The organism is Luteipulveratus halotolerans (assembly GCF_001247745.1).
Classification (GTDB): domain Bacteria; phylum Actinomycetota; class Actinomycetes; order Actinomycetales; family Dermatophilaceae; genus Luteipulveratus; species Luteipulveratus halotolerans.
This window is the reverse complement of the sequence record NZ_LAIR01000002.1, coordinates 560,318-582,749: the sequence shown is the minus strand read 5'-3', so window position 1 is coordinate 582,749 and position 22,432 is coordinate 560,318. Positions and strand designations below refer to the sequence as shown.

Below are 22,432 nucleotides of genomic sequence, written 5' to 3'. Positions count from 1 at the left end.
AGGTCGCCGATGGGTTCGAGACTGCTGGCCGTCGCGCACGCTCCGACTGCTGCGACGTACGCCGACCGCTTCCCTCTCCCTGACGACTCGCTGGCCGGTGGTCCTTCGGTCCCGACGCTCCGAAGACGGATCAAGACGGCCGAGCGCGGGACCGAGAACCGTTGTGCTGCAACGGCTCTCGCACTCGGAGTGACCGCATCGCCCACATCAGCCTGGGATGACCTCGAAGTCGGCCACTGGTCCGGTCTGCGGCTCGACGAGGTCGTCGAGCGCCACGGTCAGGACGCACTCATGCAGTGGCTGCACGACCCGGCGTACGACGGTCACGGCGGCGAGAGCATCGAGGCGCTGCACGCACGGGTCGGGTCCGCCCTTGCTGCGGTCGACCGGCCCGGCATCACCCTCGCGGTGACCTCCCCGGCCGTGCTGCGCGCCCTGGTGGTGCTCACCCTCGGCGCTCCCCCGGCCGCGCACCGTCAGGTGTCAGCCGGCCCGCTCGACGCCGTCGAGCTCAGTCGTGACCGCGGGCCATGGAACCTCGTCCGGCTGCGCCCCTGCCCGCAGTGGGTCGACGGCCACGACGTCACCGACGACCGTTATGGCGGGAGCGCCTAGGCCCGCCTCGGCCACCACGCGCGCGAGATCTCGCACCGTAGACCGGACGACCCGCTGGCTCGGCAGGCCGGCGTCCGCGATCGTCGCTGCCGGGGTGCCGGGTGCGAGGCCGCCGCCCTCGAGCGCGTCGAGGATCGCCGGCAGGGTTGCCACGGCCATGAGCAGGACGATGGTCGTCCCGGACCGCGCGAGAGCTCCGTAGTCGACGGTGCTCGCCGGGTGACCGGGTGGCACATGTCCTGAGACCACCGAAAACCCTTGGGACACACCGCGATGCGTCAGCGGGACGCCGGCGAGAGCCGGCCCGGCGACGGCAGACGAGAGTCCGGGCACCACGCGTACGTCGATGCCGGCCTCAGCGCACGCGATGGCCTCCTCGCCTGCACGCCCGAAGACGTAGCCGTCACCACCCTTGAGGCGTACGACGTGCTGTCCGGCACGAGCGCGCTCGACCAGGAGCGCGTTGATGGCCTCCTGCGACGTCGACCGGCCGCGAGGCACCTTGGCGACGTCGACGACCTCGGCGTCGAGCCCGTCGAGGGCTGCCAGCGGCGCCAGGCGGTCGCAGACCACCACGTCGGCCGCACGAAGCGCGTCCAGACCCGCGACCGTGAGCAGCCCGGGGTCACCGGGCCCGCCGCCGACCAGGGTGACGCTGCCGCGCGTGGTGCGCGGGCGTCGTACGGAGCCGGTTCGAGGCGTGCTCAGCCAGACCCGCTCGGCGGCGCAGCACGACCGCAGCGCCTCGTCGGCGTCACTCGCGACGACGAGGTCGGCCGCACGGACGTCGCTCACGGTCCACTGCGCAGTCGTCCAGGTCAGCCGACCACGGTCGGCCAGGTCCTCGATGCTGGCCGGCACCTGCGGTGCCGCGACCGTGAGCTCGGCGCCCGCCGACAGCAACGAAAGTGCTTGTGGTGCAAGCACATCGCCGTCTCCGACGAGCAGCACACAGCGCCCTGCGACGTCGAGGTCCACGGTGTACGCCGTCATGCCAGCACCGCCTTCCGCCGCTGGTGGACATCATCGAGCGCAGCCGCCAGCCGGGCTGTCGTCGCGTGGTCACGCGTGGCGATCCGCACCCATGTCGTGTCCAGTCCGGGGAACGTGTCAGCCCTACGAACGGCGATGCCTCTGTCGCGCAACGCATCTCGTACACCGTCGCCCACCTGCGCGAGGACGAACGGTGCCGCCGACCACTCGACGAACGGGATCGCCCGCTCGGCCAGCAGCCGCTCGAGGTGGCGGCGTTGCTCGACGACCTGCGCGGCGCGCTCGGCCGTCTCGATCCGCGCCTCGGGCGATGCGCACGCCACCAGTGCGGCCAGAGCGGGACTGCTCACCGACCACTCCGGCTGCTGCTCGGCACACGCGCTCAGCACGTCAGGATCACCGAGCACGAACCCCGCCCGCACGCCCGGGATCGCCCACGTCTTGGTCAGGCTGCGGATGACGAACAGGCCCGAGTCCTGCACTCCAGCAACGGATTCGGGCTCGCCGGGGACGGCGTCCATGAACGCCTCATCGACCACGACCACCCGACCCGGACGACACAGCGCCCGGACCGCCGCCGCCGAGTGCAACCGGCCGGTGGGGTTGGTCGGGTTGCCGATCACGACCAGGTCGGCATCGCCAGGGATCGCCGACGGGTCGAGCTCGAACCCGTGCGCCCTGTGGAGCACGACATGGGTCGGCGTGTGTCCCGCCGCGAGCAACGCCCGGTCGGGCTCCCTGAACTGGGGGTGGACGACCACGGGCTGACGCCATGGCCGCGCTCGCGCGATGAGCGTGAACGCCTCGGCCGCGCCGGCCGTCGGCAGCACCTGCTCGGCGGGGCGGGCGAAGCGCGCGGCCAGCGCGTCCACCGCGCGCGACGCATCGGGGTAGGACCGATCACGCAGCGACGCGTGCAGAGCCTCGTCCAACCACTGCGGTCGGTCCAGGTGCTGCACGTTGACGGCGAGGTCGACCAGACCGGGCCCGGTCTCACGGTCGCCGTGGTGCCAGCGGCTCGCCACCGAGGCAGGCCGAGTGCGCATGTCGCGCTGGTCGGCAGGGCCCGCAACTGACACGACATGCGCACTCGGCGACTCGGTGTGCGGCGTCGTACGGCGACCTCGGTCCGCGAATTCCTCTGCAGCAGAAGGGTTTCCGGCCCAGTGCGTGTGAAGGTACGACGCGTGCAGGGTGGCGTGCCCGACGCCGGCCGGGTCGAGCGCGAAGCCCTCAGACTCGCCGTCGAGCACCCAGGCCGGCGTCTCGCCCGATCGGGTCGACAGTGTCGTCCGGTGGAACTCGTGGCCGACGACGCCGGTCTCGGTGCGCCGGTAGCCGAGGGTGAGCCGTGCGGTCATGCGAGCGTCAGCGGGGACCGCGCCCACCATCGGTGTGCCGTCGAGCGTCTCGCACAGGTAGAGCAGGCCTGCGCACTCCGCCACGGTCGGTACGCCGGACCGCACCGCAGAGCGCAGTGACTCCAGCATCGAGGTGTTGCCTGCCAGCGCGACGAGGTGCGTCTCGGGGAAGCCGCCGCCCAGGTAGATGCCCTGCGTGCCCTGCGGCAGCGTGCGGTCGACGAGCGGGTCGAACTCGACCACCCGGCAGCCCGCCGCGCGCAGCAGCTCGTCGGTCTCGGCGTACCTGAAGGTGAACGCCCGTCCGCCGGCGACCGCGATCAGCGGCTCACCACCCACCGGCGAGACCTCGTCCTGTGCGGACCACGCGGTCCCGTCGAGCGCCGGGGCCGTCGCCGCCACGCGCAGCACGGCGTCGAGGTCGACGCACGCCTCGATGCGCGAGGCGAGCCGGTCGATGGACGCCTCCGCCGAGCGCTGCTCAGCCACCGGCACGAGACCGAGGTGGCGGCCAGGAGCGGAGATGCCGGCGTCGCGGTGCAGGACGCCGAGAACGTCGAAGCCCTTCTCCACCAACGCATCTCGCACCTCTGCGGCATGCCGGTCGGACGCCACCTTGTTGAGGATCACGCCGGCGACGCGCACAGACGGGTCGAACGTCGCCATGCCGTGCACGACCGCCGCGACCGAACGCGCCGCGTGCGACACGTCGACGACCAGCACCACCGGGGCATCGAGCACCCCGGCCACGTGCGCGGTCGAGGCGAACCCCTGGCGTCCTGTCGCACCGTCGTAGAGGCCCATCACTCCCTCGACGACGGCCACGTCGGCACCACGAGCGCCGTTCAGCAGCAACGGCACCAGGCGCTCCTCACCGACCATCTGGGGGTCGAGGTTGCGGCCCGGTCGGCCGGTGGCGAGCCCGTGATAGCCGGGATCGATGTAGTCGGGCCCGACCTTGTGGCCGGACACCGCGAGCCCCCGGCGCCGCAGCGCCGCCATCAGCCCGGTCGCGACCGTCGTCTTGCCGTGCCCGGACGCCGGCGCCGCGATCACCACGCGCGGCAGATGTGTCACCACTCGATCCCCCGCTGGCCCTTCTGACCCGCGTCCATCGGGTGGCGCACCTTGGTCATCTCGGTGACTAGGTCGGCGGCGTCGAGCAGGGCCGGGTGGGCGCGACGCCCGGTGATGACGACGTGCTGCTGCCCGGGGCGCTCGGCGAGCGTCGCCACGACGTCGTCGGCGTCGACCCAGCCCCAGTGGATCGGATAGGTGAACTCGTCCAGCACGTACAGCTGATGAGTCTCAGCAGCCAGGCGTCGCTTGATCTCGGCCCAGCCCTCGGCGGCCGCTGCGGCGTGCTCGTCCTCGGTGCCGCTCTTGCGCGACCACGACCAGCCGGAGCCCATCTTGTGCCACTCGACCGGACCGCCGACGCCCTCGGACTCGTGCAGGCGGCCGAGGCGTTCGAGCACCTCCTGCTCGCCGATCTTCCACTTCGCCGACTTCACGAACTGGAACACCCCGATCGACCAGCCCTGGTTCCAGCCGCGCAGGGCGAGTCCGAACGCAGCGGTCGACTTCCCCTTGCCGTCGCCGGTGTGGACCATCACGAGCGGTCGGTTGCGCCGCTGCCGGGTGGTGAGGTTGTCGTCGGGGACGACGGTCGGCTGACCCTTCGGCATCAGGAGGCCCTCTCTCGGACGACGGTCGTGAGGTGGTCGGCGGCGACCTCGCCGACCGCGACGTGCTCGGCCTGCAGGTGCACTGCCAGGTCGCGTGCCAGACCCATCGCGAACTTCCCTGTCTCGCAGTCGATCACGACGGACGCGACACCCGCGTCGGCGAGTATCGCCGCAGCCTGGCGGGACCGGCGTACGGCGTCGGTGCCGTGCGTGGCCCGACCATCGGTGACGAGCACGAGCAGCGGTCGCCGACGTGGATCGCGCAGCCGCTCGACGCGCAGGGTCTCGGCGGCGCGCAGCAGGCCCTCGGCGAGCGGTGTGCGGCCTCCGGCGGGAAGGTCCTCCAGGCGACGAGCGGCGACGTCGACCGACCCGGTGGGCGGCAGCACGAGCTCGGAACCGTTGCCACGGAAGGTGATCAGACCGACCTTGTCGCGCCGCTGGTAGGCGTCGAGCAGCAACGACAGCACGGCCGTCTTGACCTGCTCCATCCGACGGCGCGCGGCCATCGAGCCGCTCGCGTCGACGCAGAACAGCACGAGGTTGGACTCACGGCCGATGCGCCGGGCGTAGCGCAGGTCGCCAGGCGCGACGGTCAGCCGCGGCGACGTGCGTGGTTCACCTCGCCGGGCTGCTGCCTCGATCGTCGACAGCAGGTGCACAGATGCGCCCGCCTCAGGGGTACGCCGGGCGCCGACCGTCCGGCCGCGCGTGGACTCCGCGGTCGAACGGCGGCCCGACTCGCCGGCACCCGTGCCGGAGACGCTGAACAGCCTTGCGCGATAAGGCTTTCCGGCACCGACGCGCGCGGGCTGCGGCGCAGCAGCGCCTTGGCTCTCGGAGCCGCCACCCGGTGCCGCCTCGCCGTCTCCGCCGGTCGGCGCCTCGCCACTCGGCGCGTCGTCGCCCGGCGCGGGCTCGCCGCCGCCACCATCGGACGGCGGCTGCGGCGGCTCGGGGTCGGGATCTGTGTCGTCGTCCGGGCCGAGGACGTCGTCGAGCAGGTCGTCGTCCAGACCCGGCGCGTCGAACGGGTTGCGGCGACGACGGTGCGGGATCGACAGGCGAGCGGCAGCACGGATGTCGTCGACCGTCACCTCGTCTCGGCCGCACCACGCGGCGTGGGCCGTGGCGGCTCGCGCGGTGACGATGTCGGCGCGCATGCCGTCGACCTCGAACGCCGCGCACAGGTCGGCGATGCGCACGAGCGCCTCGTCACCGAGGCGCACCGAGCTGACGGCGTCTCGCGCAGCGGCGATGCGGGCCGCGAGCGCGGACTCCTCCGAACGCCATCGGTCGGCGAACGTCACCGGGTCGGCGTCGAAGGCCAGGCGTCGGCGTACGACCTCGACGCGGGTCTGCGGATCACGCGGAGCCGCGACCTCGACGGTCAGCCCGAACCGGTCGAGCAGCTGCGGGCGCAGCTCGCCCTCCTCGGGGTTCATCGTGCCGATGATCACGAACCGTGAGGCGTGCGAGATCGACACCCCGTCGCGCTCGACCGTGGAGCGACCCATGGCCGCCGCGTCGAGGAGCACGTCGACGAGGTGGTCCTGCAGCAGGTTGACCTCGTCGACGTAGAGCAGCCCGCGGTGAGCCGCAGCGAGGAGGCCGGGGTCGTACTCGGCGACGCCCTCGGACAGCGCCTTGTGCAGGTGCAGCGAGCCGACCAGGCGGTCCTCGCTGGCGCCGACCGGCAGCTCGACGAGCCGAGCCGGGCGTGCGGTGGGCTCGGCCTGCGCATGCGGGCCGTCCGGACACCTCGGGTCGGGCGCCGCGGGGTCACACGAGAACCGGCACCCCTTCACCACCTGCACCGGCGGCAGCAGACTCGTCAGGCCGCGCACCGCGGTCGACTTGGCGGTGCCCTTCTCGCCGCGGACGAGCACACCGCCGACGTCGGGCGCGACGGCTGTCAGGACGAGCGCCAGGGCCATGTCGTCGGAGCCGACGACGGCGGAGAAGGGAAAGGTGGGTAGGGACTGCTGCATGGGGTTGCTCCCGCCGGCGTGCCGGGACCACGCGGCACGATCGCGCTGCTGCGAGGCCGGTCTTCGGACTTCCGAGCCCGGCGGCGCGCCTTCCCGGGTCGTCCCAGTGGCCGGCGCTCTCGCGCCACGCGTCGTCGGCATCCTCGGTCACCGCAGCGGGTCCTGTGCCGGAGTCTCACCGGCTTCCCGTGCACCTCACATCTGCCGGTCCGCACCCTAACCCACCCGAGCCTCTAGGGTCAGCGGCTGTGAACACCGTGACTGTGGTCGGGATCGGCGCCGAGGGGTGGGCCGGGCTCCCGCGCACCCACCAGGACATCATCCAGGGCGCCGAGGTGCTCGTCGGCGGACCGCGCCACCTCGACCTCGTGCCCGAGGTCGCAGGTCAGGTACGCCGCTCGTGGCCCTCTCCCCTGCGTGACGGCCTCGAGCCGCTGCTCGCGCTGTACGACGGCCGGCGCCTGGTCGCCCTCGCGTCCGGCGACCCGCTGCTGTCCGGCGTCGGGACGACCTTGATCGACGTGATGGGCCCGGAGCGGGTCGACGTCGTCCCGGCCGTCTCGTCGGCGAGCCTCGCCCACGCGCGGATGGGGTGGTCGCACGAGACCACCACGGTGGTGTCACTGGTCGGGCGGCCGACGTCGCGGCTGGCCCGACACCTGTCGCCCGGCCGACGGCTGATCGTGCTGTCCTCCGACGAGACCACGCCCGCCGAGGTCGCCAAGCTGCTCGACGAGCACGGCATGGGTGCCGCCGAGATGGTCGCCTGGTCACGCCTCGGCGCGGTCGACGAGTGGCGCTCGCGCGGCACTGCAGCCACCTGGTCGGCCGAGGTCGACCGGCTCAACCTCGTCTGCGTGGTCTGCCCGACCGACGCACCGTCGTACGGCCTGGTCGCGGGTCTGCCGGACGACGCGTTCGAGCACGACGGGCAGCTGACCAAGCGCGACCTGCGCGCGAGCGCCCTCTCTCGTCTCGAACCACGACCGGGACACCTGCTGTGGGACGTCGGCGCCGGCGCGGGTTCGGTCTCCGTCGAGTGGATGCGTTCGCACCTGAGCTGTGGTGCGATCGCCATCGAGGCGAATTCCGAACGCGCACAACGGGTCTCGCGCAATGCCGACCGTTTCGGCCTGTCCGAGCTCGAGGTCGTGTGCGGCTCGGCCCCCGAGGCGCTCACCGGCCTCGACGCGCCCGATGCAGTGTTCATCGGTGGTGGCGCCAGCCGCCCCGGAGTCATCGACACCTGCCTCGCTGCCCTTCGACCGGGCGGACGGCTGGTCGCGCACGCGGTCACCATCGAGACCGAGGCGCTGCTCGTCGCCGCGCAGCGCGAGCACGGCGGTCAGCTCACCCGCATCACGGTCGAGACGGCCGAGCCGCTCGGCACCATGAGCGGCTGGCGCCCCGCGCGACCCGTCACCCAGTGGAGCCTCGTCCGATGACGGTCCACTTCGTCGGGGCCGGTCCGGGAGCGGCAGACCTGCTGACGCTGCGCGCGATCCGCCTGCTGGAGTCTGCGGACACCGTGCTCTACGCGGGCACCTACCTCGACGCGGAGGTTCTCTCACACGCGTCCGCCGACGCGCGCCTCATCGACACCCAGCACCTCGACCTCGACCAGATCACCGCGCACCTCGTCGACGCGCACGAGCGCGGTGACGACGTCGTACGGCTCTGCTCGGGCGACCCGTCGGTCTACTCCGCGCTCACCGAGCAGAAGGCCCGCCTCGATGCGGCCGACGTGCCGTGGGACGTCACCCCGGGCGTGCCGGCGTACGCCGCCGCTGCCGCCCTCCTCGGCGCCGAGCTGACGGTGCCCGAGGTCGCGCAGTCGGTCGTGCTCACGCGCACGCAGGCCCGCTCGACCGCAATGCCCGACACCGAGAGCCTCGCCCGATTCGCTGCGAGCAGAGCGACATTGGTGCTCCACCTGGCGATCCGCCACACCCGTCGACTGACCGGCGAGCTGGTGGAGCACTACGGCTCTGACTGCCCGGTCGCGGTGGTCTACCGCGCGTCACAGCCTGAGCAGATCGTCCTCGCGGGCACGCTGAGCGACATCGCCGACCAGGTCGAGCAGGCCGAGCTGACGCAGGCAGCCGTCATCATCGTCGGTCGCTCACTCGACGCCCAGGCGCCCCGCGGCTCCTTCCTGTACGACCCCGCCCGCGAGCGCCGTCGCGGCTAGGCTGCGGCCGTGCGAGACGTCGCAGACAGCCGGCCCGCCCGCTGGTGGCACGCCCTGACGGCGGTCGTGTGTGCGGGTGCCCTGATCCTGCAGCTCGTCCTCGTCGTGCAGGGCGCCCAGGTGCTGACCACCGCGGAGCCACCGGGGCTCCCGACCCGGCTGCTGCGGTTCGTCTCCTACTTCACGATCCAGAGCAACCTGCTCGTGCTGGCGTCGGTCCTCCCTCTGGTGCGTCGCCCGTCGTACGACGGCCCGCGGTGGCGGGTCGTGCGGCTCGACGCCCTGATCGGCATCACTGGCACCGGGCTGATCCACTGGTTCTTCCTTCGCCCTCTCCTGCACCTGACCGGCGGCCCCTACGTCGCGGACAAGCTGCTGCACGTGGTGGTCCCGCTGCTCGCGGTCGTCGGGTGGGCGGCCTTCGGTCCTCGCCCGCGCATCGACCGCCGCACGGTCGCGCTGAGCCTGGTCTGGCCGCTCGCGTGGGGACTGCTCGTCGTCATCCTGCTCGGCGCCGTCACCGACTGGTACCCCTACCCGTTCGTCGACGTCGGGGTGCACGGCTATCCGCGCGTTCTGCTCAACATCGCCGGCGTCGGGGCGCTGCTGCTCAGTCTCGCGGCCGGCCTGGCCGTGATCGACCGTCGTGGCCGACGAAGCGCGGACTCCACACCTGACCTGCGCTCGTGACCCGCGTGCTCGACGCCCCGACGACGACCAGGCACTTCATGTCGATCGTCTCCGGGTCGAGCTCGCCGAGGGTCGTGACCGTCAGCGACTCCTCGGCCCGCCCGATGTCGCGCCCGACCACCACGACCGTACGAGCGTCCTTGTGCTGCAGCAGAACTCGCTGCGCGTCGGCCATCTGCGTCGGACGGGCCCGCGAGCGCGGGTTGTAGATCGCGAGCACCAGATCGGCCGCCGCGATCGCGGCGAGCCGCTGCTCGACCACCGTCCAAGGCTTGAGCCGGTCGGACAGGCTCAGCACCGCGAAGTCGGCTCCCACCGGCGCTCCCGCACGGGCCGCGACAGCCTGCACTGCGGACACCCCGGGCAGCACGCGGACGTGCACTTCGTCGTACGCCGGGTCGCTCGCCTGGGCCTCGAACACCGCCGCGGCCATCCCGAAGACCCCGGCGTCCCCGCCGGAGACGACGGCGACGCGTTCGCCGGCGAGCGCGAGGTCGAGTGCGTGCCGGGCACGGTCGACCTCGACGGTGTTGCCGCTGGCGTGGCGCCGGAGACCGGGCCGCTGTGGCACGCGGTTGACGTAGGGCGCGTAGCCGATGACGTGCTCGACGTCGGCGAGCGCCTCGGTCACCTCGGGGGTAATCCACCGGTCCGGTCCGGGACCGAGACCGACGACGAGCAGCTCGGCGCGGATCTCGTTGTGCTGCAGGGGTTTCGGTGCTGACTCGGCGTGGCGGGCGCGCGACGGTGCGCTGTCGCCGTCGACCAGGATGATCGAGAAGTACGGCACTGTCGCCGGGTCGACGTCGGCCACCGGCAGGCGCCGCTCACGACCGGTCGTCGCGCGCTCGACATAGACGGCGTGCTCCAGCCTGCCCGCTGACTCCAGGGCGCGGCGTACGGCCGGGAAGGTGCGGCCGAGCTTCATGATGACCGCCGCCTCGGTGTCGGCGAGCCGGCGCGCGAGCTCGGCCTCGGGCAGCGTGCCGGGCAGCACGGTGAGGACGTCGGTCTGACGCATCAGCGGCAGCGCGGCGGTCGCGGTGGCACCGGCCATCGACGTGACGCCGGGGACGATCTCGACCCGGTGGTGGAGGCTGATGCGGTCGTGCATGTACATGAACGACCCGTAGAACAGCGGGTCGCCCTCGGAGAGCAGCACGACGTCGCGGCCCGCGTCGAGGTGAGCGATGAGACGGGCGGCCGAGTCGGCGTAGAAGTCCTCCATCGCGCCGGCGTAGCCACCCGGGTGATCGGTGGTGCCGGTCGTGACCGGGTAGACGAGCTCTTCCTCGACCTGCCCGTCGAGCAGGTCGGCGACGATCGCCCGCGCGTTGGACGAGCCCGGCCGACCGGAGTGGTAGGCGACCACGTCGGCCGCGTCGATCAGCCGAGCAGCCTTGAGCGTCAACAGCTCCGGGTCTCCTGGACCGACGCCGACGCCGTACAGCACTCCACCCTCACTCATCGGACGCTCGCCCCGATCTCGTCGTCCTGGGCGAGAGCGTTGAGCGCGGCGACGGCCATGGCCGACCCGCCGCGCCGACCGCGGACGACGAGGTGCGGCACGCGCGGCTCGTACGCCGCCAACGCGTCCTTGGACTCGGCCGCACCGATGAACCCGACAGGTACGCCGACCACCGCCGCCGGGCGCGGACCGCCGTCAGCCATGAGCTCGAGCAGGTGGAACAGCGCGGTCGGCGCGTTGCCGATGGCGACCACCGCGCCGTCGAGCCGGTCACCCCACAGCGACACGGCCGCCGCCGACCGTGTCGTCCCGAACTCCTTGGCCAGCAACGAAACTCGCTCGTCTCGCAGCAGGCAGAGCACGTCGTTGTCGCGCGGCAGCCGGGGACGCGTGACGCCGGAGGCCACCATGTGCGCGTCGGTCAGGATCGGGGCGCCGGCCTGCAACGCCGCCCGTGTCGCGGTCATGAAGTCGTCGGTGATCCGCAGGTCGTGCGTGAGGTCGGTCTGGCCGCATGCGTGGACCATGCGCACGGCGACCTTCTCGGCGTCTGCCGGCAGGTGCGAGCTGTCGGACTCCGCGCGGATCGTCGCGAACGACTGGCGATAGATCGCAGCCCCGTCGGTCTCGTACTCGTAGCGGCGGGTAGGCGGCTTCACTCAGGCATCCTTCGGGCGGTCGGGCAGGTTGACGGCGATGACGCCTCGCCAGGGCGTGACGACGAGTTCGGTTGCAGCAGAAGCAATCTCGCGCGCGATCTCACTCTTGATCACACCGTCGGGCGCGGCATGGTGCGCAGACCAACGGCCGTTGTCCTGGCGGATCGCACCGTACGCAGGTCGCTCTCCCGAAGGCGGTGTCCACGGCGTCACGGGTACGAGCTCGGTCGCCAGCTCACGGACGTGCCACGCGGCCGTCGGCCCGTCACCGCGCACGGCGAGGAAGCGGTGCGCGAGGTCGAGCAGCGCGGGCACGACGTCGGCGAGCGGCACCTCGCGGTGCGCCGCTCCGTCGACCAGGAGGAGCGCCCGGCTCGCGTCGAGCGCGATCGCGCCGACGTCGTACGACGAGCCGGCGACGTCACCGCGGCCGTCGTCGAGCAGGAGCAGGAACTTGCCGGGCAGCGCGGCGAGCGTGTCGTCCGCCAGCAGGGCTGCGTCGAGGTCGGCGAGCACCGGGCGCAGATCGGCGCGACCACCCGTGAGCCCGGTGAGCGGCGTACAGACGATGTTGCGGACGAGGTCGTGGGAGCGTCGCGGGAGCAGCCCCGCCGCGGCCAGTCGGTCGGCGGCGGCGGATGCGCCGGTCACGCCGCGGATCTGCACGTTGGCCCGTGACGTGAGGTGCAGGTCGCCGTCCCCGAGCTGGTCGGCCACATCGGCGAGCGCCGCGAGTGCCGCGGCGCTCACGCGACCACCGGGCAGGCGTACGCGCAGCAGGTCGCCGTCGTCGGCTCGCCAGGGCCGGGTGATCCCGGGGCAGCGGTCGGAGCGGGTGCGCGTCACGGCGCACATGCTCGCACGAGATCTGTCGGCGCCATCGGCGATGATGGGTCGCATGGTCTCGCTCGCTGCCTGCGCCGGTGTCGCACTCATCGCTCTCGGCATGGTCCTGACGCCCGGGCCCAACATGATCTACCTGGTCTCCCGCACGATCAGCCAGGGCCGCGGCGCCGGACTGGTCTCGCTCGGTGGCGTCGCGGCCGGCTTCGGGTGCTACCTCGCGGCCACCGTCGCCGGTCTGTCGGCCCTGTTCCTGCACGTCCCGCTGGCGTACGACGTGGTCAAGGTCGCGGGTGCCTGCTACCTCGCGTATCTCGCGTGGACGATGCTGCGGCCGGGCGGCCGGTCGGCGTTCGAGGTGCAGGCGGTCGAGCGCCACAGCCGCGCCCGGCTGTTCGCGATGGGCTGGTTCACCAACCTGCTCAACCCCAAGATCGCGCTGATGTACGCCGCGCTGCTCCCGCAGTTCGTCGACCGCAGCGCCGGCCCTGCGTGGGGACAGCTGCTGCAGCTCGGGCTCGTCCAGATCGCCATCGCCCTGACGGTCAACGGCCTGATCGTTCTCGGTGCCGCCCGCCTGTCCGGCTGGTTGAAGCGGCGACCGCGGGCGATGCAGGTCCAGCGCTGGGTGTCGGGCACCGTGCTCGGTGGGTTCGCCGTGCACCTCGCGCTCAGCCAGTCACCCGCCAAGGCCTGACCGGCCGCGGGGTAGCCTGAGCGCGCACGTCCTCGCGGACTTCAGGAACCCGGTGCGACTCCGGGGCGGTTCCGCCACTGTGATGCCGGCGCTCACCAGCGCCGACCAGCCAGACACTGGCCGCGAGGGCCTCCCATCACTACGGGGCGCGAACCCCGCGAAGGAGCTCACCGGCGATGACTCGCATCCTGCTGCTGTCCACGTCCGACACCGACCTGCTGTCCGCGCGCGCGAGCGGTGCGGCGTACGACCTCGGCAACCCGTCCCGTACGCCGGTGGAGACTCTCCCCGACCGTCTCGCCGACGTCGACCTGGTGCTCGTCCGCATCCTCGGCACAGCCCGGACCTGGCAGGACGGCCTCGATGCGATCACCGCCTCCGGCACGCCGACCGTCGTGCTGGGTGGCGAACAGCTGCCCGACGCCGAGCTGATGGCGCTGTCGACGGTGCCGGTGGGCATCGCAGCGCAGGCGCACACCTACCTCGCGCACGGCGGTCCGGCCAACCTCGCGCAGCTGCACGCGTTCCTGTCCGACACGGTGCTGATCACCGGTGAGGGCTTCGAGCCCCCCGCGGCGATGCCGACCTGGGGCTGGCTCGACCGGCCGACCGCCGACCGCGACCTGCCGCGCATCGGCATCCTCTTCTACCGGGCTCACGAGAGCAGCGGCAACGCCCAGTTCGTCCACGACCTGGCCGACTCGATCGACGCCACGGGCGAGGCCGTCGGGCTGCCGATCTTCTCGTCATCGCTGCGCAGCGCCCCCGATGACCTCATCGAGGCGTTCGGCACGCTCGACGCCCTGATCGTCACGGTGCTCGCGGCCGGTGGCAGCAAGCCCGCGACCGTGAGCGCCGGCGAGGACGACGAGGCCTGGGACGTCACCGCGATGGCCGCGCTCGACATCCCGATCCTGCAAGGGCTGTGCCTCACCTGGTCGCGCGAGGACTGGGCCGGCTCCGACGACGGCGTCTCGCCCCTCGACTCCGCCAACCAGGTCGCGATCCCCGAGTTCGACGGCCGCATCATCACGGTGCCGTTCTCGTTCAAGGAGATCGACGAGGACGGCCTGCCCGGCTACGTCACCGACCCCGAGCGCTGCCGCCGTCTCGCGGGGATCGCGGTCTGGCACGCGCGCCTGCGCCACGTCGCTCCGGCCGACCGCAAGGTCGCGCTGATGCTGTCGGCCTACCCGACCAAGCACAGCCGCATCGGCAACGCCGTCGGCCTCGACACCCCCGTCACCACGATCCGGCTGCTGCGTGCGATGCGCGAGGCGGGGTACGACCTCGGGTCGCCCGGCGACATCCCGGGCCTCGAGCTCGACGACGACACCGAGGCCGGCAACGCGCTCATCCACGCGATGATCGACGCGGGCGGCCAGGACGAGGAGTGGCTCACCCAGGCGCAGCTCACCGAGAGCACCGTGCGCATCAGCGCCGACGCCTACCGCGCGTGGACCGCCGACCTGCCCACCGACCTCACCGACGCGATGCGCGAGACGTGGGGCGAGGCACCCGGCGAGCTGTTCGTCAACGACGCCGGCGAGATCGTCCTGGCCACGCTCCAGGCCGGCAACGTCGTCATCATGATCCAGCCGCCCCGCGGCTTCGGCGAGAACCCCGTCGCGATCTATCACGACCCCGACATGCCGCCGTCGCACCACTACCTCGCCGCATACCGTTGGCTCGAAAGGGATTTCGGCGCTCACGCGGTCGTTCACCTCGGCAAGCACGGCTCGATGGAGTGGCTGCCCGGCAAGAACGCCGCGCTGTCCGCCTCGTGCGCGACCGACGCCGCAATCGGCTCGATGCCGCTGATCTACCCGTTCCTGATCAACGACCCCGGTGAGGGCGCGCAGGCCAAGCGCCGCGCGCACGCCACCATCGTCGACCACCTCATCCCCCCGATGGCGAGGGCCGAGTCGTACGGCGACATCGCCCGCCTGGAGCAGCTGCTCGACGAGCACGCCAACATCGCCGCGATGGACCCCGCCAAGCTGCCCGCGATCCGCGCGCAGATCTGGACGCTCATCCAGGCGGCCAAGATGGACCACGACCTCGGTCTCGACGACCGACCCCACGATGCGGAGTTCGACGACTTCCTGCTGCACGTCGACGGGTGGCTGTGCGAGGTCAAGGACGCCCAGATCCGCGACGGCCTGCACGTCCTCGGGCAGTCGCCCACGGGTGAGGCGCGGGTGAACTTGGTGCTGTCGATCCTGCGCGCCTCGCAGGTGTGGTCCGGCCAGGCAGGTGCCCTGCCCGGTCTGCGAACTGCGTTGGGGCTCAAGGAAGGCGGCGCCGACGCACGCACGGTCGACGCGGTCGAGCAGCACGCGCGCACGCTCGTGCAGGCGATGGAGGACGCCGACTGGTCGCCCTCGGCAGCGGCGACGGTCGTCGCCGAGCACGCACCCTCCGCAGATCCCGACGTACGCCGGGTGCTGGAGTTCGCAGCCACCGAGGTCGTCCCGCGGCTCGCCCGCACGACCGACGAGCTGACCAACGTCCTGCACGCTCTCGACGGCGGCTACATCCCGGCCGGTCCGTCCGGCTCTCCCCTACGCGGCCTGGTCAACGTGCTGCCGACCGGTCGCAACTTCTACACCGTCGACCCCAAGGCCGTGCCGAGCCGGCTCGCGTTCGAGACCGGCCAGCAGCTCGCCTCTTCGTTGATCGAGCGTTATGTCGCTGACACGGGCGACTACCCGCGCTCGGTCGGGCTGTCCGTCTGGGGCACCTCGGCCATGCGCACCTCTGGTGACGACATCGCAGAAGTGCTGGCGCTCATGGGAGTTCGGCCCGTCTGGAACGAGGAGTCGCGCCGCGTCACCGACCTCCAGGTCGTCCCGCTCGACGAGCTCGGCCGGCCGCGCATCGACGTGACCGTACGCATCTCGGGCTTCTTCCGTGACGCCTTCCCCCACGTCGTCGCGATGCTCGACGACGCCGTGCAGCTCGTCGCGGCCCTCGATGAGCCGCTCGACCAGAACTTCGTGCGAGCCCACGCCCAGGCCGACCTCGCCGAGCACGGCGACGAACGGCGTTCGACCACAAGGATTTTCGGCTCCAAGCCCGGTGCGTACGGCGCGGGCATCCTGCCCCTGATCGAGGCCGGGTCGTGGCGGGACGACAAGGACCTCGCCGAGGTCTACACCACCTGGGGCGGCTACGCCTACGGCCGCGGCCTCGACGGCGTACCGGCTCAGGACGACATGCGCACCTCGTACAAGCGCATCGCCGTGGCCGCCAAGAACACCGACACCCGCGAGCACGACATCGCCGATTCCGACGACTACTTCCAGTACCACGGCGGCATGGTCGCGACGGTGCGCGCGCTGACGGGCGCCGAGCCCGCCGCGTACATCGGCGACTCGACCTCGCCCGACGTGGTCCGTACGCGATCGCTCGACCAGGAGACCTCGCGCGTCTTCCGCTCTCGTGTGGTCAACCCGCGCTGGATCTCCGCGATGCAGCGGCACGGCTACAAGGGGGCGTTCGAGCTCGCAGCGACGGTCGACTACCTGTTCGGCTACGACGCCACCACGGGTGTCGTCACCGACCACATGTACGAGACCCTCGCCCAGACGTATGCCCTCGACGAGACCAATCAGCAGTTCATGCGTGAGGCCAACCCGTGGGCGCTGCGCGGCATCGTCGAGCGCCTGCACGAGGCCCACGAGCGACAGATGTGGGCCGAGCCCGAGCCGGGCACGCTGGAGGCTCTGCAGCAGGTCTACCTCGAGCTCGAGGGCGACCTCGAAGACCGTGACCAACGATGAGCACGGTGCACGTCAGCGTCATCGGCATCGGCTGCGGCAGCCCGGATCACCTGACGCTGCAGGCGATCTCAGCGATCCGCAGGCTCGACGCGATCGTGCTCACCGACAAGCGCAGGGGTGACGACCCGCTCGTGCACGTGCGCGAACGGATGCTCGCCGAGCACGCTCCTGGTGTCGAGACCGTGGTCGTGCACGACCCGCCTCGCGAGCGGCGCGCCGACCACGTCGGCGACCAGGCGTCGTACGAGGACGCGGTCGAGGTCTGGCACGCTGCCCGCGCGGCGGCGTACGCGAAAGCCCTTGAGCCGTATGGCGATCGGCGCGTCGGCTTCCTCGTCTGGGGCGACCCGGCGTTCTACGACTCGACCCTGCGCATCCTCGACCGTGTCGCCGCGACCGGCCTCACGCTCGACGTCGAGGTGCTGCCCGGCATCAGCGCGGTCCAGCTGCTCGCCGCTCGACATCGGTTGGTGCTCAACGAGATCGGCGCCTCGATCACGGTCACCACGGGACGACGCCTCGCCGACGAGGTCGCACACGGCGCCGACAACATCGTTGTCATGCTCAACCGCTCCCTCGACGCCGGCGAGCTCGAGGGTGACTGGCGCATCTGGTGGGGCGCCAATCTCGGCACCGAGCACGAGTCGCTCCTGCACGGCGACCTGCGCGAGCTCGCGCCCGCCGTCGAGGCCGAGCGAGACGTCGTACGCCGGGCCGCCGGCTGGGTCATGGACGTCTACCTCCTGCGTCGATATTTGCAGTAGGGAACCGATCCGGGCGCGCCTCCCGTCGGAGTGTGCGATTGCGAATCACCACACTCACCACGAAGGATCACCACCATGCGTACCCACCGACGTGCCATCGCCCTGCCCGCCATCGCCCTGGCCGCCGCGCTCAGCATGACGGCGTGCAACGAGGAGATGGACGCACCTCCCGCTGCCGACCCGACCGCGACGTCCTCGGCGACGCAGGCGCCCAGCACTGAGCAGCCCACCTCCCCCGAGACCAGCTCGCCGGCCGCCTCGCCCGAGTCGACCACGGACGGTGGCTCAGCGACCGCGGCCCCGCGCTCCTCTCGTGAGGACGCCAGCGACAAGAGCGGCCTGGACGCCGAGGCCTCGGCCATCCCGGCCGGCCCGGTCACGGACATCACGATCAAGAAGCTCGGCGGCTACTCCAAGGCTCAGGGGCAGTACGGCACGTTCTACGCCGTCCTCGACGTGAACTCGAGCGCGCGCGGCCTGGTCAAGCTGGAGTACGTCCTGCTCGACGCGTCCGGCAAGGAGCTCAAGACCGTCAAGGACAACATGGCGGTCGGCGGCACGGCCCATGAGCTGAAGATCACCCGCGCCACCGGCCAGCTGCCGCCCCCGAGCGAGGGCAAGGTCGCCAAGGTGCGCCTGCGCATCACCGAGAACGACGCCAACAGCTACGCGACCGTGACGTCGATCGACCAGATCACCCCGGGCTACGACTCCACCATGAAGACCGCCACGGTGTCCGGCCGCTACAAGACCGACGGCAAGGGCTCGGTCACCACCCTGAACGCGATCTGCAGCGACGGCGCGGGCACCGTGGTCGCCGGCAACAGCGCCGTCGACCGGATCAACGCGCCGACCTGGACGCCGTTCAAGGTCACCCTGTTCGACGCCCCGCCGAGCTTCCACGCCACCAAGTGCTACGTCGGCTCGTGACCTGACCTCCTCCCAGGGCACGCGACACGGCCCCGAGTCCTCATGGACTCGGGGCCGTGTCGGTGGTGGTCGGCTCAGCACACCGAGGAGGCGACCTGCGTGGTCCGTGGCCAGGTCCAGGCGTACCGCAGGATCAGGGCGAGAACGACCAGCTCGAGCACGACGCCGAGTCCGTAGAAGTACAGCCACGACTCACCCGCCAGGTTGAAGGCCGTGACGGGGACGTACGCCGCTGCCACTACGAGATTGGCCGGCCGGTTCACCCTCGCGGGCAGCGTCATCACCAGCACGATCATCAGGATCGGGGCGGCCATCAGGGTCAGCGCCGTGACCGAGAAGGCCTGGGAGAGGTCGAACTCGAAGACCGTGCCGTCGAGGATGTCCTCGACCACGCCGGGGGTGAAGAAGTTGAGGATGTCCACATACGCGTACAGGAGCATGAAAGCGGTCCACGCAGCGGCGAGCTTGGCTCTCACCGGGACGGGTTGCTCATCGAGAGCGGTGGTGGGTCGACGTGGTCGCATCGCGGGCTCCTGAGGGTCGTTTAGGATCGGCAGGTCCACGATCGTGCGCGCCACCGGCCGTCACATCAGCCCGGAGGCCGGAGTCCTGCAGCCGATGGAACGGCGTAGCGGTCGTACTTTCGGCCGGTACGCCAGTGCCCGCCGATCCCTAGGCTGAGGCGGTGGTCTCCGTCCGGCACTCCCTCTGGCGCGAGCCGCGGCCCGCTGACGCCCCGCCCGTCGGCCGCCTCGACGGGCTGCTGGTCGGACTGCTCGCTGCTGCCGCCGTCATCGAGGGCGCCTTCCGGCCCGACGTAGCCTGGCGACCCCTGGTCACGGTGCTCGCCCTCGCGCTGGTGCCCGCTGTGCTCTGGCGGCGACAGCATCCCCTGACCACGGCCGTGGCCGGGTGGGGCGTCGCCGGCCTGCTGTCGGTCCTCCAGCTCACGGCCCACCCTGGCGACCTGGGCCTGTCCGCCATGATGGCCGTTCTGCTCCTGCTCTACTCCCTGGTGCGATGGGGCTCGGGCCCGGAGATCGTCATCGGAACGGCGTTCGTGACAGTCGTCGCCGCACTGGGGATGTACGCGAGCTCCGCCGACGGGGCCGAGGTCTTCGGCGGAAGCGTGCTGCTGCTGCTCGTGATCGCCCTCGCCGTGCTGTTCCGCTACCGCGCCGACCTGTGGCGACGCCAGCAGCGCGAGATCCGCAACCAGGAGCGGGTGGCACTGGCCCGCGAGCTGCACGACACGGTGGCCCACCACGTGTCGGCCATCGCGGTGCAGGCGCAGGCCGGTGGCGTGGTCGCCCGCGTGCAGCCCGAGAAGGCCACCGAGATCCTGTCCGCGATCGAGGCCGAGGCGTCGCGCACCCTGGAGGAGATGCGATCGATGGTGCGGGTGCTGCGTGAGGACAGCACCGTCGTCTACGCACCGCAGCCCGGTGTCGCCGACCTCTCCGCACTCGCGAGCACCGGTACGACGCCCGTCGTCGAGGTCTCCCTGGAGGGTTCGTTGTCGCGGCTGGCCCCGGCTGTGGACGTTGCGCTCTACCGGCTCGCGCAGGAGTCGCTGACCAACGCGGCACGCCACGCCCGCGGTGCGACCCGAGTCGGGATCGAGGTACGCCGGGAGAGCCACTCCGTCACCCTGCGGGTCAGCGACGACGGCCAGGCCCAACCCGGGCCGGCCGCAGAGCCCGGCTTCGGCCTGCTCGGCATGGCCGAACGCGCGCACCTCCTGGGCGGGTCGCTGTGCGCCGGACCGGGACCGGACGGCGGCTGGGTGGTCGAGGCCGTGCTCCCGGTGGAGACGCAGGTATGAGCATCCGGGTGGTCGTGGCCGACGACCAGGACCTGGTCCGGACCGGGCTGGTGATGATCCTCGGCGCCCAGCCCGACCTCGAGGTCGTGGGTGAAGCCGCGGACGGGATCGCGGCGCTCGACCTGGCGACCCGGCTGCGGCCGGACGTCGTCCTGGTCGACATCCGGATGCCCGGCCTCGACGGCGTCGAGGTGACGCGGCGCCTGGCCGGGCCGCAGGTGGCCGATCCGTTGGCGGTCGTCGTGATCACGACGTTCGACCTCGACGAGTACGTCCTCGGGGCCCTGCGCGCCGGCGCCCGCGGGTTCCTCCTCAAGGACGCCGGGCCCGACCTGCTCGTGCAGGCGATCCACGCGGCAGCCACCGGAGACGCGATGATCGCCCCGAACGTCACGCGCAGGCTCCTCGCCACCTTCGTCGGCCAGACACCCGCTGCACCGGTCCAGCCCATCGACCCGCTCACCGAACGCGAGGAGCAGGTGCTCGCGCTCGTGGCACGCGGGCGGACCAACGCCGAGATCGCCATGGAGCTCTTCGTCGGCCTCAGCACGGTCAAGTCCCACGTCGCGTCGCTGATGGCCAAGCTGGGCGCCCGCAACCGCGTCGAGGTCGCGATCTGGGCCTACGACACCAGACGCATGGGAGCCGGCTAGGGAGTGCAGGGCACAGCAAAAGGCCCCGAGTCCGTGAGGACTCGGGGCCTTTCGTGATGCTGCCTCAGCAGCGAGAGATCACTTGATGATCTTGACGACGCGACCGGCGCCGACGGTGCGGCCACCCTCGCGGATCGCGAAGCGGAGACCCTCCTCCATGGCGATGGGCTGGATCAGCTCAACGCGCATGTCGGTGTTGTCACCGGGCATGACCATCTCGACACCCTCGGGCAGGTGCACAACGCCCGTCACGTCCGTCGTACGGAAGTAGAACTGCGGACGGTAGTTGTCGTAGAACGGCGTGTGACGGCCACCCTCGTCCTTGCCCAGGATGTAGACCTGAGCCTCGAACTCGGTGTGCGGCGTGATCGAGCCGGGCTTGACGACGACCTGGCCGCGCTCGACGTCCTCGCGCTTGGTGCCACGCAGGAGCAGACCGACGTTCTCGCCCGCACGACCCTCGTCGAGCAGCTTGCGGAACATCTCGATACCGGTGACGGTCGTCTTGGACGAGGTCTCCTTGATACCGACGATCTCGACCTCCTCGTTGACGTTGAGGACGCCGCGCTCGATACGACCGGTGACGACGGTGCCACGACCGGTGATCGTGAAGACGTCCTCGATCGGCATCAGGAAGGGCTTCTCGATGTCGCGGACCGGGTCCGGGATGGACTCGTCGACGGCCGTCATGAGCTCCTCGACCGACTTGACCCACTCGGCGTCGCCCTCGAGCGCCTTGAGCGCCGAGACCTTCACGACCGGGGCGTTGTCGCCGTCGAACTCCTGGCTCGACAGCAGCTCACGGACCTCCATCTCGACGAGCTCGAGGATCTCCTCGTCGTCGACCATGTCGGCCTTGTTGAGCGCAACCAGGATGTAGGGGACGCCGACCTGACGGGCGAGCAGCACGTGCTCGCGCGTCTGCGGCATCGGGCCGTCGGTGGCGGCGACGACGAGGATCGCGCCGTCCATCTGGGCCGCACCCGTGATCATGTTCTTCACGTAGTCAGCGTGGCCCGGAGCGTCGACGTGCGCGTAGTGGCGCTTGTCGGTCTCGTACTCCTGGTGGGACACGTTGATCGTGATGCCGCGCTGCTTCTCCTCGGGCGCGTTGTCGATCTCGTCGAACGCCGAGGCAGTGTTCAGGTCGGGGAACTTGTCCGCCAGCACCTTGCTGATCGCAGCGGTCAGCGTCGTCTTGCCGTGGTCGACGTGACCGATGGTGCCGATGTTGACGTGCGGCTTGTTCCGCTCGAACTTGGCCTTAGCCACTGTGGTC

18 protein-coding genes, 1 pseudogene and 2 riboswitches are annotated in these 22,432 nt (G+C 71.4%); of the genes and pseudogenes, 10 read left to right on the top strand and 9 right to left on the bottom strand.

Translation table 11 applies throughout. From position 1 onward, the window contains the following. Positions 1-9: 9 nt before the first annotated feature. A pseudogene (locus VV01_RS24255) lies at positions 10-489 on the top strand (histidine phosphatase family protein); the annotation flags it as partial. On the opposite strand, the gene cobA reads toward VV01_RS24255, so the two are convergent. The 4 genes from cobA to VV01_RS03255 are packed head-to-tail and all read right to left on the bottom strand — an operon-like array spanning position 484 to position 6,648. Further along, positions 484-1,608: a uroporphyrinogen-III C-methyltransferase gene (gene cobA / locus VV01_RS03270; RefSeq protein ID WP_050668634.1), complete on the bottom strand. Its 1,125-nt coding sequence runs from the start codon at positions 1,606-1,608 to the stop codon at positions 484-486. The pseudogene VV01_RS24255 and the gene cobA sit on opposite strands and share 6 nt — an antisense overlap. Next, positions 1,605-4,046 (bottom strand): cobyrinate a,c-diamide synthase, encoded by a 2,442-nt coding sequence (locus VV01_RS03265; protein WP_050671694.1) that lies wholly within the window; start codon positions 4,044-4,046, stop codon positions 1,605-1,607. Before VV01_RS03265 ends, cobA begins: the two co-directional genes overlap by 4 nt. Then, positions 4,043-4,657: a cob(I)yrinic acid a,c-diamide adenosyltransferase gene (gene cobO, locus VV01_RS03260; protein WP_050668633.1), complete on the bottom strand. Its 615-nt coding sequence runs from the start codon at positions 4,655-4,657 to the stop codon at positions 4,043-4,045. Before cobO ends, VV01_RS03265 begins: the two co-directional genes overlap by 4 nt. Continuing rightward, complete coding sequence (locus VV01_RS03255) at positions 4,657-6,648, bottom strand: magnesium chelatase subunit D family protein (protein WP_050668632.1); 1,992 nt, start codon at positions 6,646-6,648, stop codon at positions 4,657-4,659. Before VV01_RS03255 ends, cobO begins: the two co-directional genes overlap by 1 nt. Before the next feature lie 37 nt (positions 6,649-6,685). Continuing rightward, positions 6,686-6,861: riboswitch (cobalamin riboswitch) on the bottom strand. Between the two features lie 35 nt (positions 6,862-6,896). On the opposite strand from VV01_RS03255, the gene cbiE reads away from it, so the two are divergent. From cbiE to VV01_RS03240, 3 genes are read left to right on the top strand one after another with little or no spacing between them, the layout of a single operon-like run. Further along, positions 6,897-8,093, top strand: coding sequence for a precorrin-6y C5,15-methyltransferase (decarboxylating) subunit CbiE (gene cbiE / locus VV01_RS03250; RefSeq protein ID WP_050668631.1), 1,197 nt, complete (start codon positions 6,897-6,899; stop codon positions 8,091-8,093). Beyond that, positions 8,090-8,839 carry a precorrin-4 C(11)-methyltransferase gene (gene cobM / locus VV01_RS03245; protein ID WP_050671693.1) on the top strand — a complete coding sequence of 250 codons (750 nt, stop codon included), beginning with the start codon at positions 8,090-8,092 and terminating at the stop codon, positions 8,837-8,839. The genes cbiE and cobM overlap by 4 nt, the downstream gene beginning before the upstream one ends. A gap of 9 nt (positions 8,840-8,848) precedes the next feature. Next, positions 8,849-9,529, top strand: a complete 681-nt coding sequence (locus VV01_RS03240; protein WP_050668630.1) for a Pr6Pr family membrane protein — start codon at positions 8,849-8,851, stop codon at positions 9,527-9,529. Here the strand turns inward: VV01_RS03240 and VV01_RS03235 are convergent. The 3 genes from VV01_RS03235 to VV01_RS03225 are packed head-to-tail and all read right to left on the bottom strand — an operon-like array spanning position 9,450 to position 12,502. Then, complete coding sequence (locus tag VV01_RS03235; RefSeq protein ID WP_050668629.1) at positions 9,450-10,997, bottom strand: precorrin-2 C(20)-methyltransferase; 1,548 nt, start codon at positions 10,995-10,997, stop codon at positions 9,450-9,452. The two genes, VV01_RS03240 and VV01_RS03235, sit on opposite strands and share 80 nt — an antisense overlap. Next, on the bottom strand, positions 10,994-11,656 hold the full coding sequence (locus VV01_RS03230) for a precorrin-8X methylmutase (protein ID WP_050668628.1): 663 nt from the start codon (positions 11,654-11,656) through the stop codon (positions 10,994-10,996). Before VV01_RS03230 ends, VV01_RS03235 begins: the two co-directional genes overlap by 4 nt. Continuing rightward, the gene (locus VV01_RS03225) at positions 11,657-12,502 is read right to left on the bottom strand and encodes a precorrin-3B synthase (RefSeq protein WP_197274981.1); all 846 of its coding nucleotides are present in this window, start codon (positions 12,500-12,502) and stop codon (positions 11,657-11,659) included. Between the two features lie 52 nt (positions 12,503-12,554). On the opposite strand from VV01_RS03225, the gene VV01_RS03220 reads away from it, so the two are divergent. The 4 genes from VV01_RS03220 (at position 12,555) to VV01_RS03205 (ending at position 18,675) form a co-directional block, all read left to right on the top strand. Further along, complete coding sequence (locus VV01_RS03220; RefSeq protein WP_050668626.1) at positions 12,555-13,196, top strand: LysE family translocator; 642 nt, start codon at positions 12,555-12,557, stop codon at positions 13,194-13,196. Positions 13,197-13,214: 18 nt separating this feature from the next. Next, positions 13,215-13,335: riboswitch (cobalamin riboswitch) on the top strand. A 37-nt stretch (positions 13,336-13,372) separates the two neighbouring features. Continuing rightward, complete coding sequence (gene cobN / locus VV01_RS03215; RefSeq protein WP_050668625.1) at positions 13,373-16,981, top strand: cobaltochelatase subunit CobN; 3,609 nt, start codon at positions 13,373-13,375, stop codon at positions 16,979-16,981. Continuing rightward, entirely contained in the window at positions 16,978-17,745 is a 768-nt protein-coding gene (gene cobF, locus VV01_RS03210) for a precorrin-6A synthase (deacetylating) (protein ID WP_050668624.1), read from the top strand. Before cobN ends, cobF begins: the two co-directional genes overlap by 4 nt. A 75-nt stretch (positions 17,746-17,820) precedes the next feature. Beyond that, on the top strand, positions 17,821-18,675 hold the full coding sequence (locus VV01_RS03205) for a hypothetical protein (protein ID WP_050668623.1): 855 nt from the start codon (positions 17,821-17,823) through the stop codon (positions 18,673-18,675). A gap of 74 nt (positions 18,676-18,749) precedes the next feature. Here VV01_RS03205 and VV01_RS03200 read toward each other — a convergent pair whose 3' ends face one another. After that, on the bottom strand, positions 18,750-19,199 hold the full coding sequence (locus VV01_RS03200; RefSeq protein WP_050671692.1) for a DUF6326 family protein: 450 nt from the start codon (positions 19,197-19,199) through the stop codon (positions 18,750-18,752). 161 nt (positions 19,200-19,360) lie between these two features. Here VV01_RS03200 and VV01_RS03195 point away from each other — a divergent pair, with 161 nt between their 5' ends. Next, positions 19,361-20,500 (top strand): sensor histidine kinase, encoded by a 1,140-nt coding sequence (locus VV01_RS03195; RefSeq protein ID WP_050668622.1) that lies wholly within the window; start codon positions 19,361-19,363, stop codon positions 20,498-20,500. Beyond that, positions 20,497-21,153, top strand: coding sequence for a response regulator (locus VV01_RS03190; RefSeq protein WP_050668621.1), 657 nt, complete (start codon positions 20,497-20,499; stop codon positions 21,151-21,153). The genes VV01_RS03195 and VV01_RS03190 overlap by 4 nt, the downstream gene beginning before the upstream one ends. Before the next feature lie 78 nt (positions 21,154-21,231). On the opposite strand, the gene tuf is transcribed toward VV01_RS03190, so the two are convergent. Beyond that, entirely contained in the window at positions 21,232-22,425 is a 1,194-nt protein-coding gene (gene tuf / locus VV01_RS03185; protein ID WP_050668620.1) for an elongation factor Tu, read from the bottom strand. Positions 22,426-22,432 lie beyond the last annotated feature (7 nt).

Excerpts from the sequence above, each read along its gene's own strand:
- cobA (WP_050668634.1), bottom strand. The coding sequence starts at position 1,608 with ATGACGGCGTACACCGTGGACCTCGACGTCGCAGGGCGCTGTGTGCTG.
- cobO (WP_050668633.1), bottom strand. The coding sequence starts at position 4,657 with ATGCCGAAGGGTCAGCCGACCGTCGTCCCCGACGACAACCTCACCACC.
- VV01_RS03255 (WP_050668632.1), bottom strand. The coding sequence starts at position 6,648 with ATGCAGCAGTCCCTACCCACCTTTCCCTTCTCCGCCGTCGTCGGCTCC.
- cobM (WP_050671693.1), top strand. The coding sequence starts at position 8,090 with ATGACGGTCCACTTCGTCGGGGCCGGTCCGGGAGCGGCAGACCTGCTG.
- VV01_RS03235 (WP_050668629.1), bottom strand. The coding sequence starts at position 10,997 with ATGAGTGAGGGTGGAGTGCTGTACGGCGTCGGCGTCGGTCCAGGAGAC.
- VV01_RS03220 (WP_050668626.1), top strand. The coding sequence starts at position 12,555 with ATGGTCTCGCTCGCTGCCTGCGCCGGTGTCGCACTCATCGCTCTCGGC.
- cobN (WP_050668625.1), top strand. The coding sequence starts at position 13,373 with ATGACTCGCATCCTGCTGCTGTCCACGTCCGACACCGACCTGCTGTCC.
- cobF (WP_050668624.1), top strand. The coding sequence starts at position 16,978 with ATGAGCACGGTGCACGTCAGCGTCATCGGCATCGGCTGCGGCAGCCCG.
- VV01_RS03205 (WP_050668623.1), top strand. The coding sequence starts at position 17,821 with ATGCGTACCCACCGACGTGCCATCGCCCTGCCCGCCATCGCCCTGGCC.
- VV01_RS03200 (WP_050671692.1), bottom strand. The coding sequence starts at position 19,199 with ATGCGACCACGTCGACCCACCACCGCTCTCGATGAGCAACCCGTCCCG.
- VV01_RS03190 (WP_050668621.1), top strand. The coding sequence starts at position 20,497 with ATGAGCATCCGGGTGGTCGTGGCCGACGACCAGGACCTGGTCCGGACC.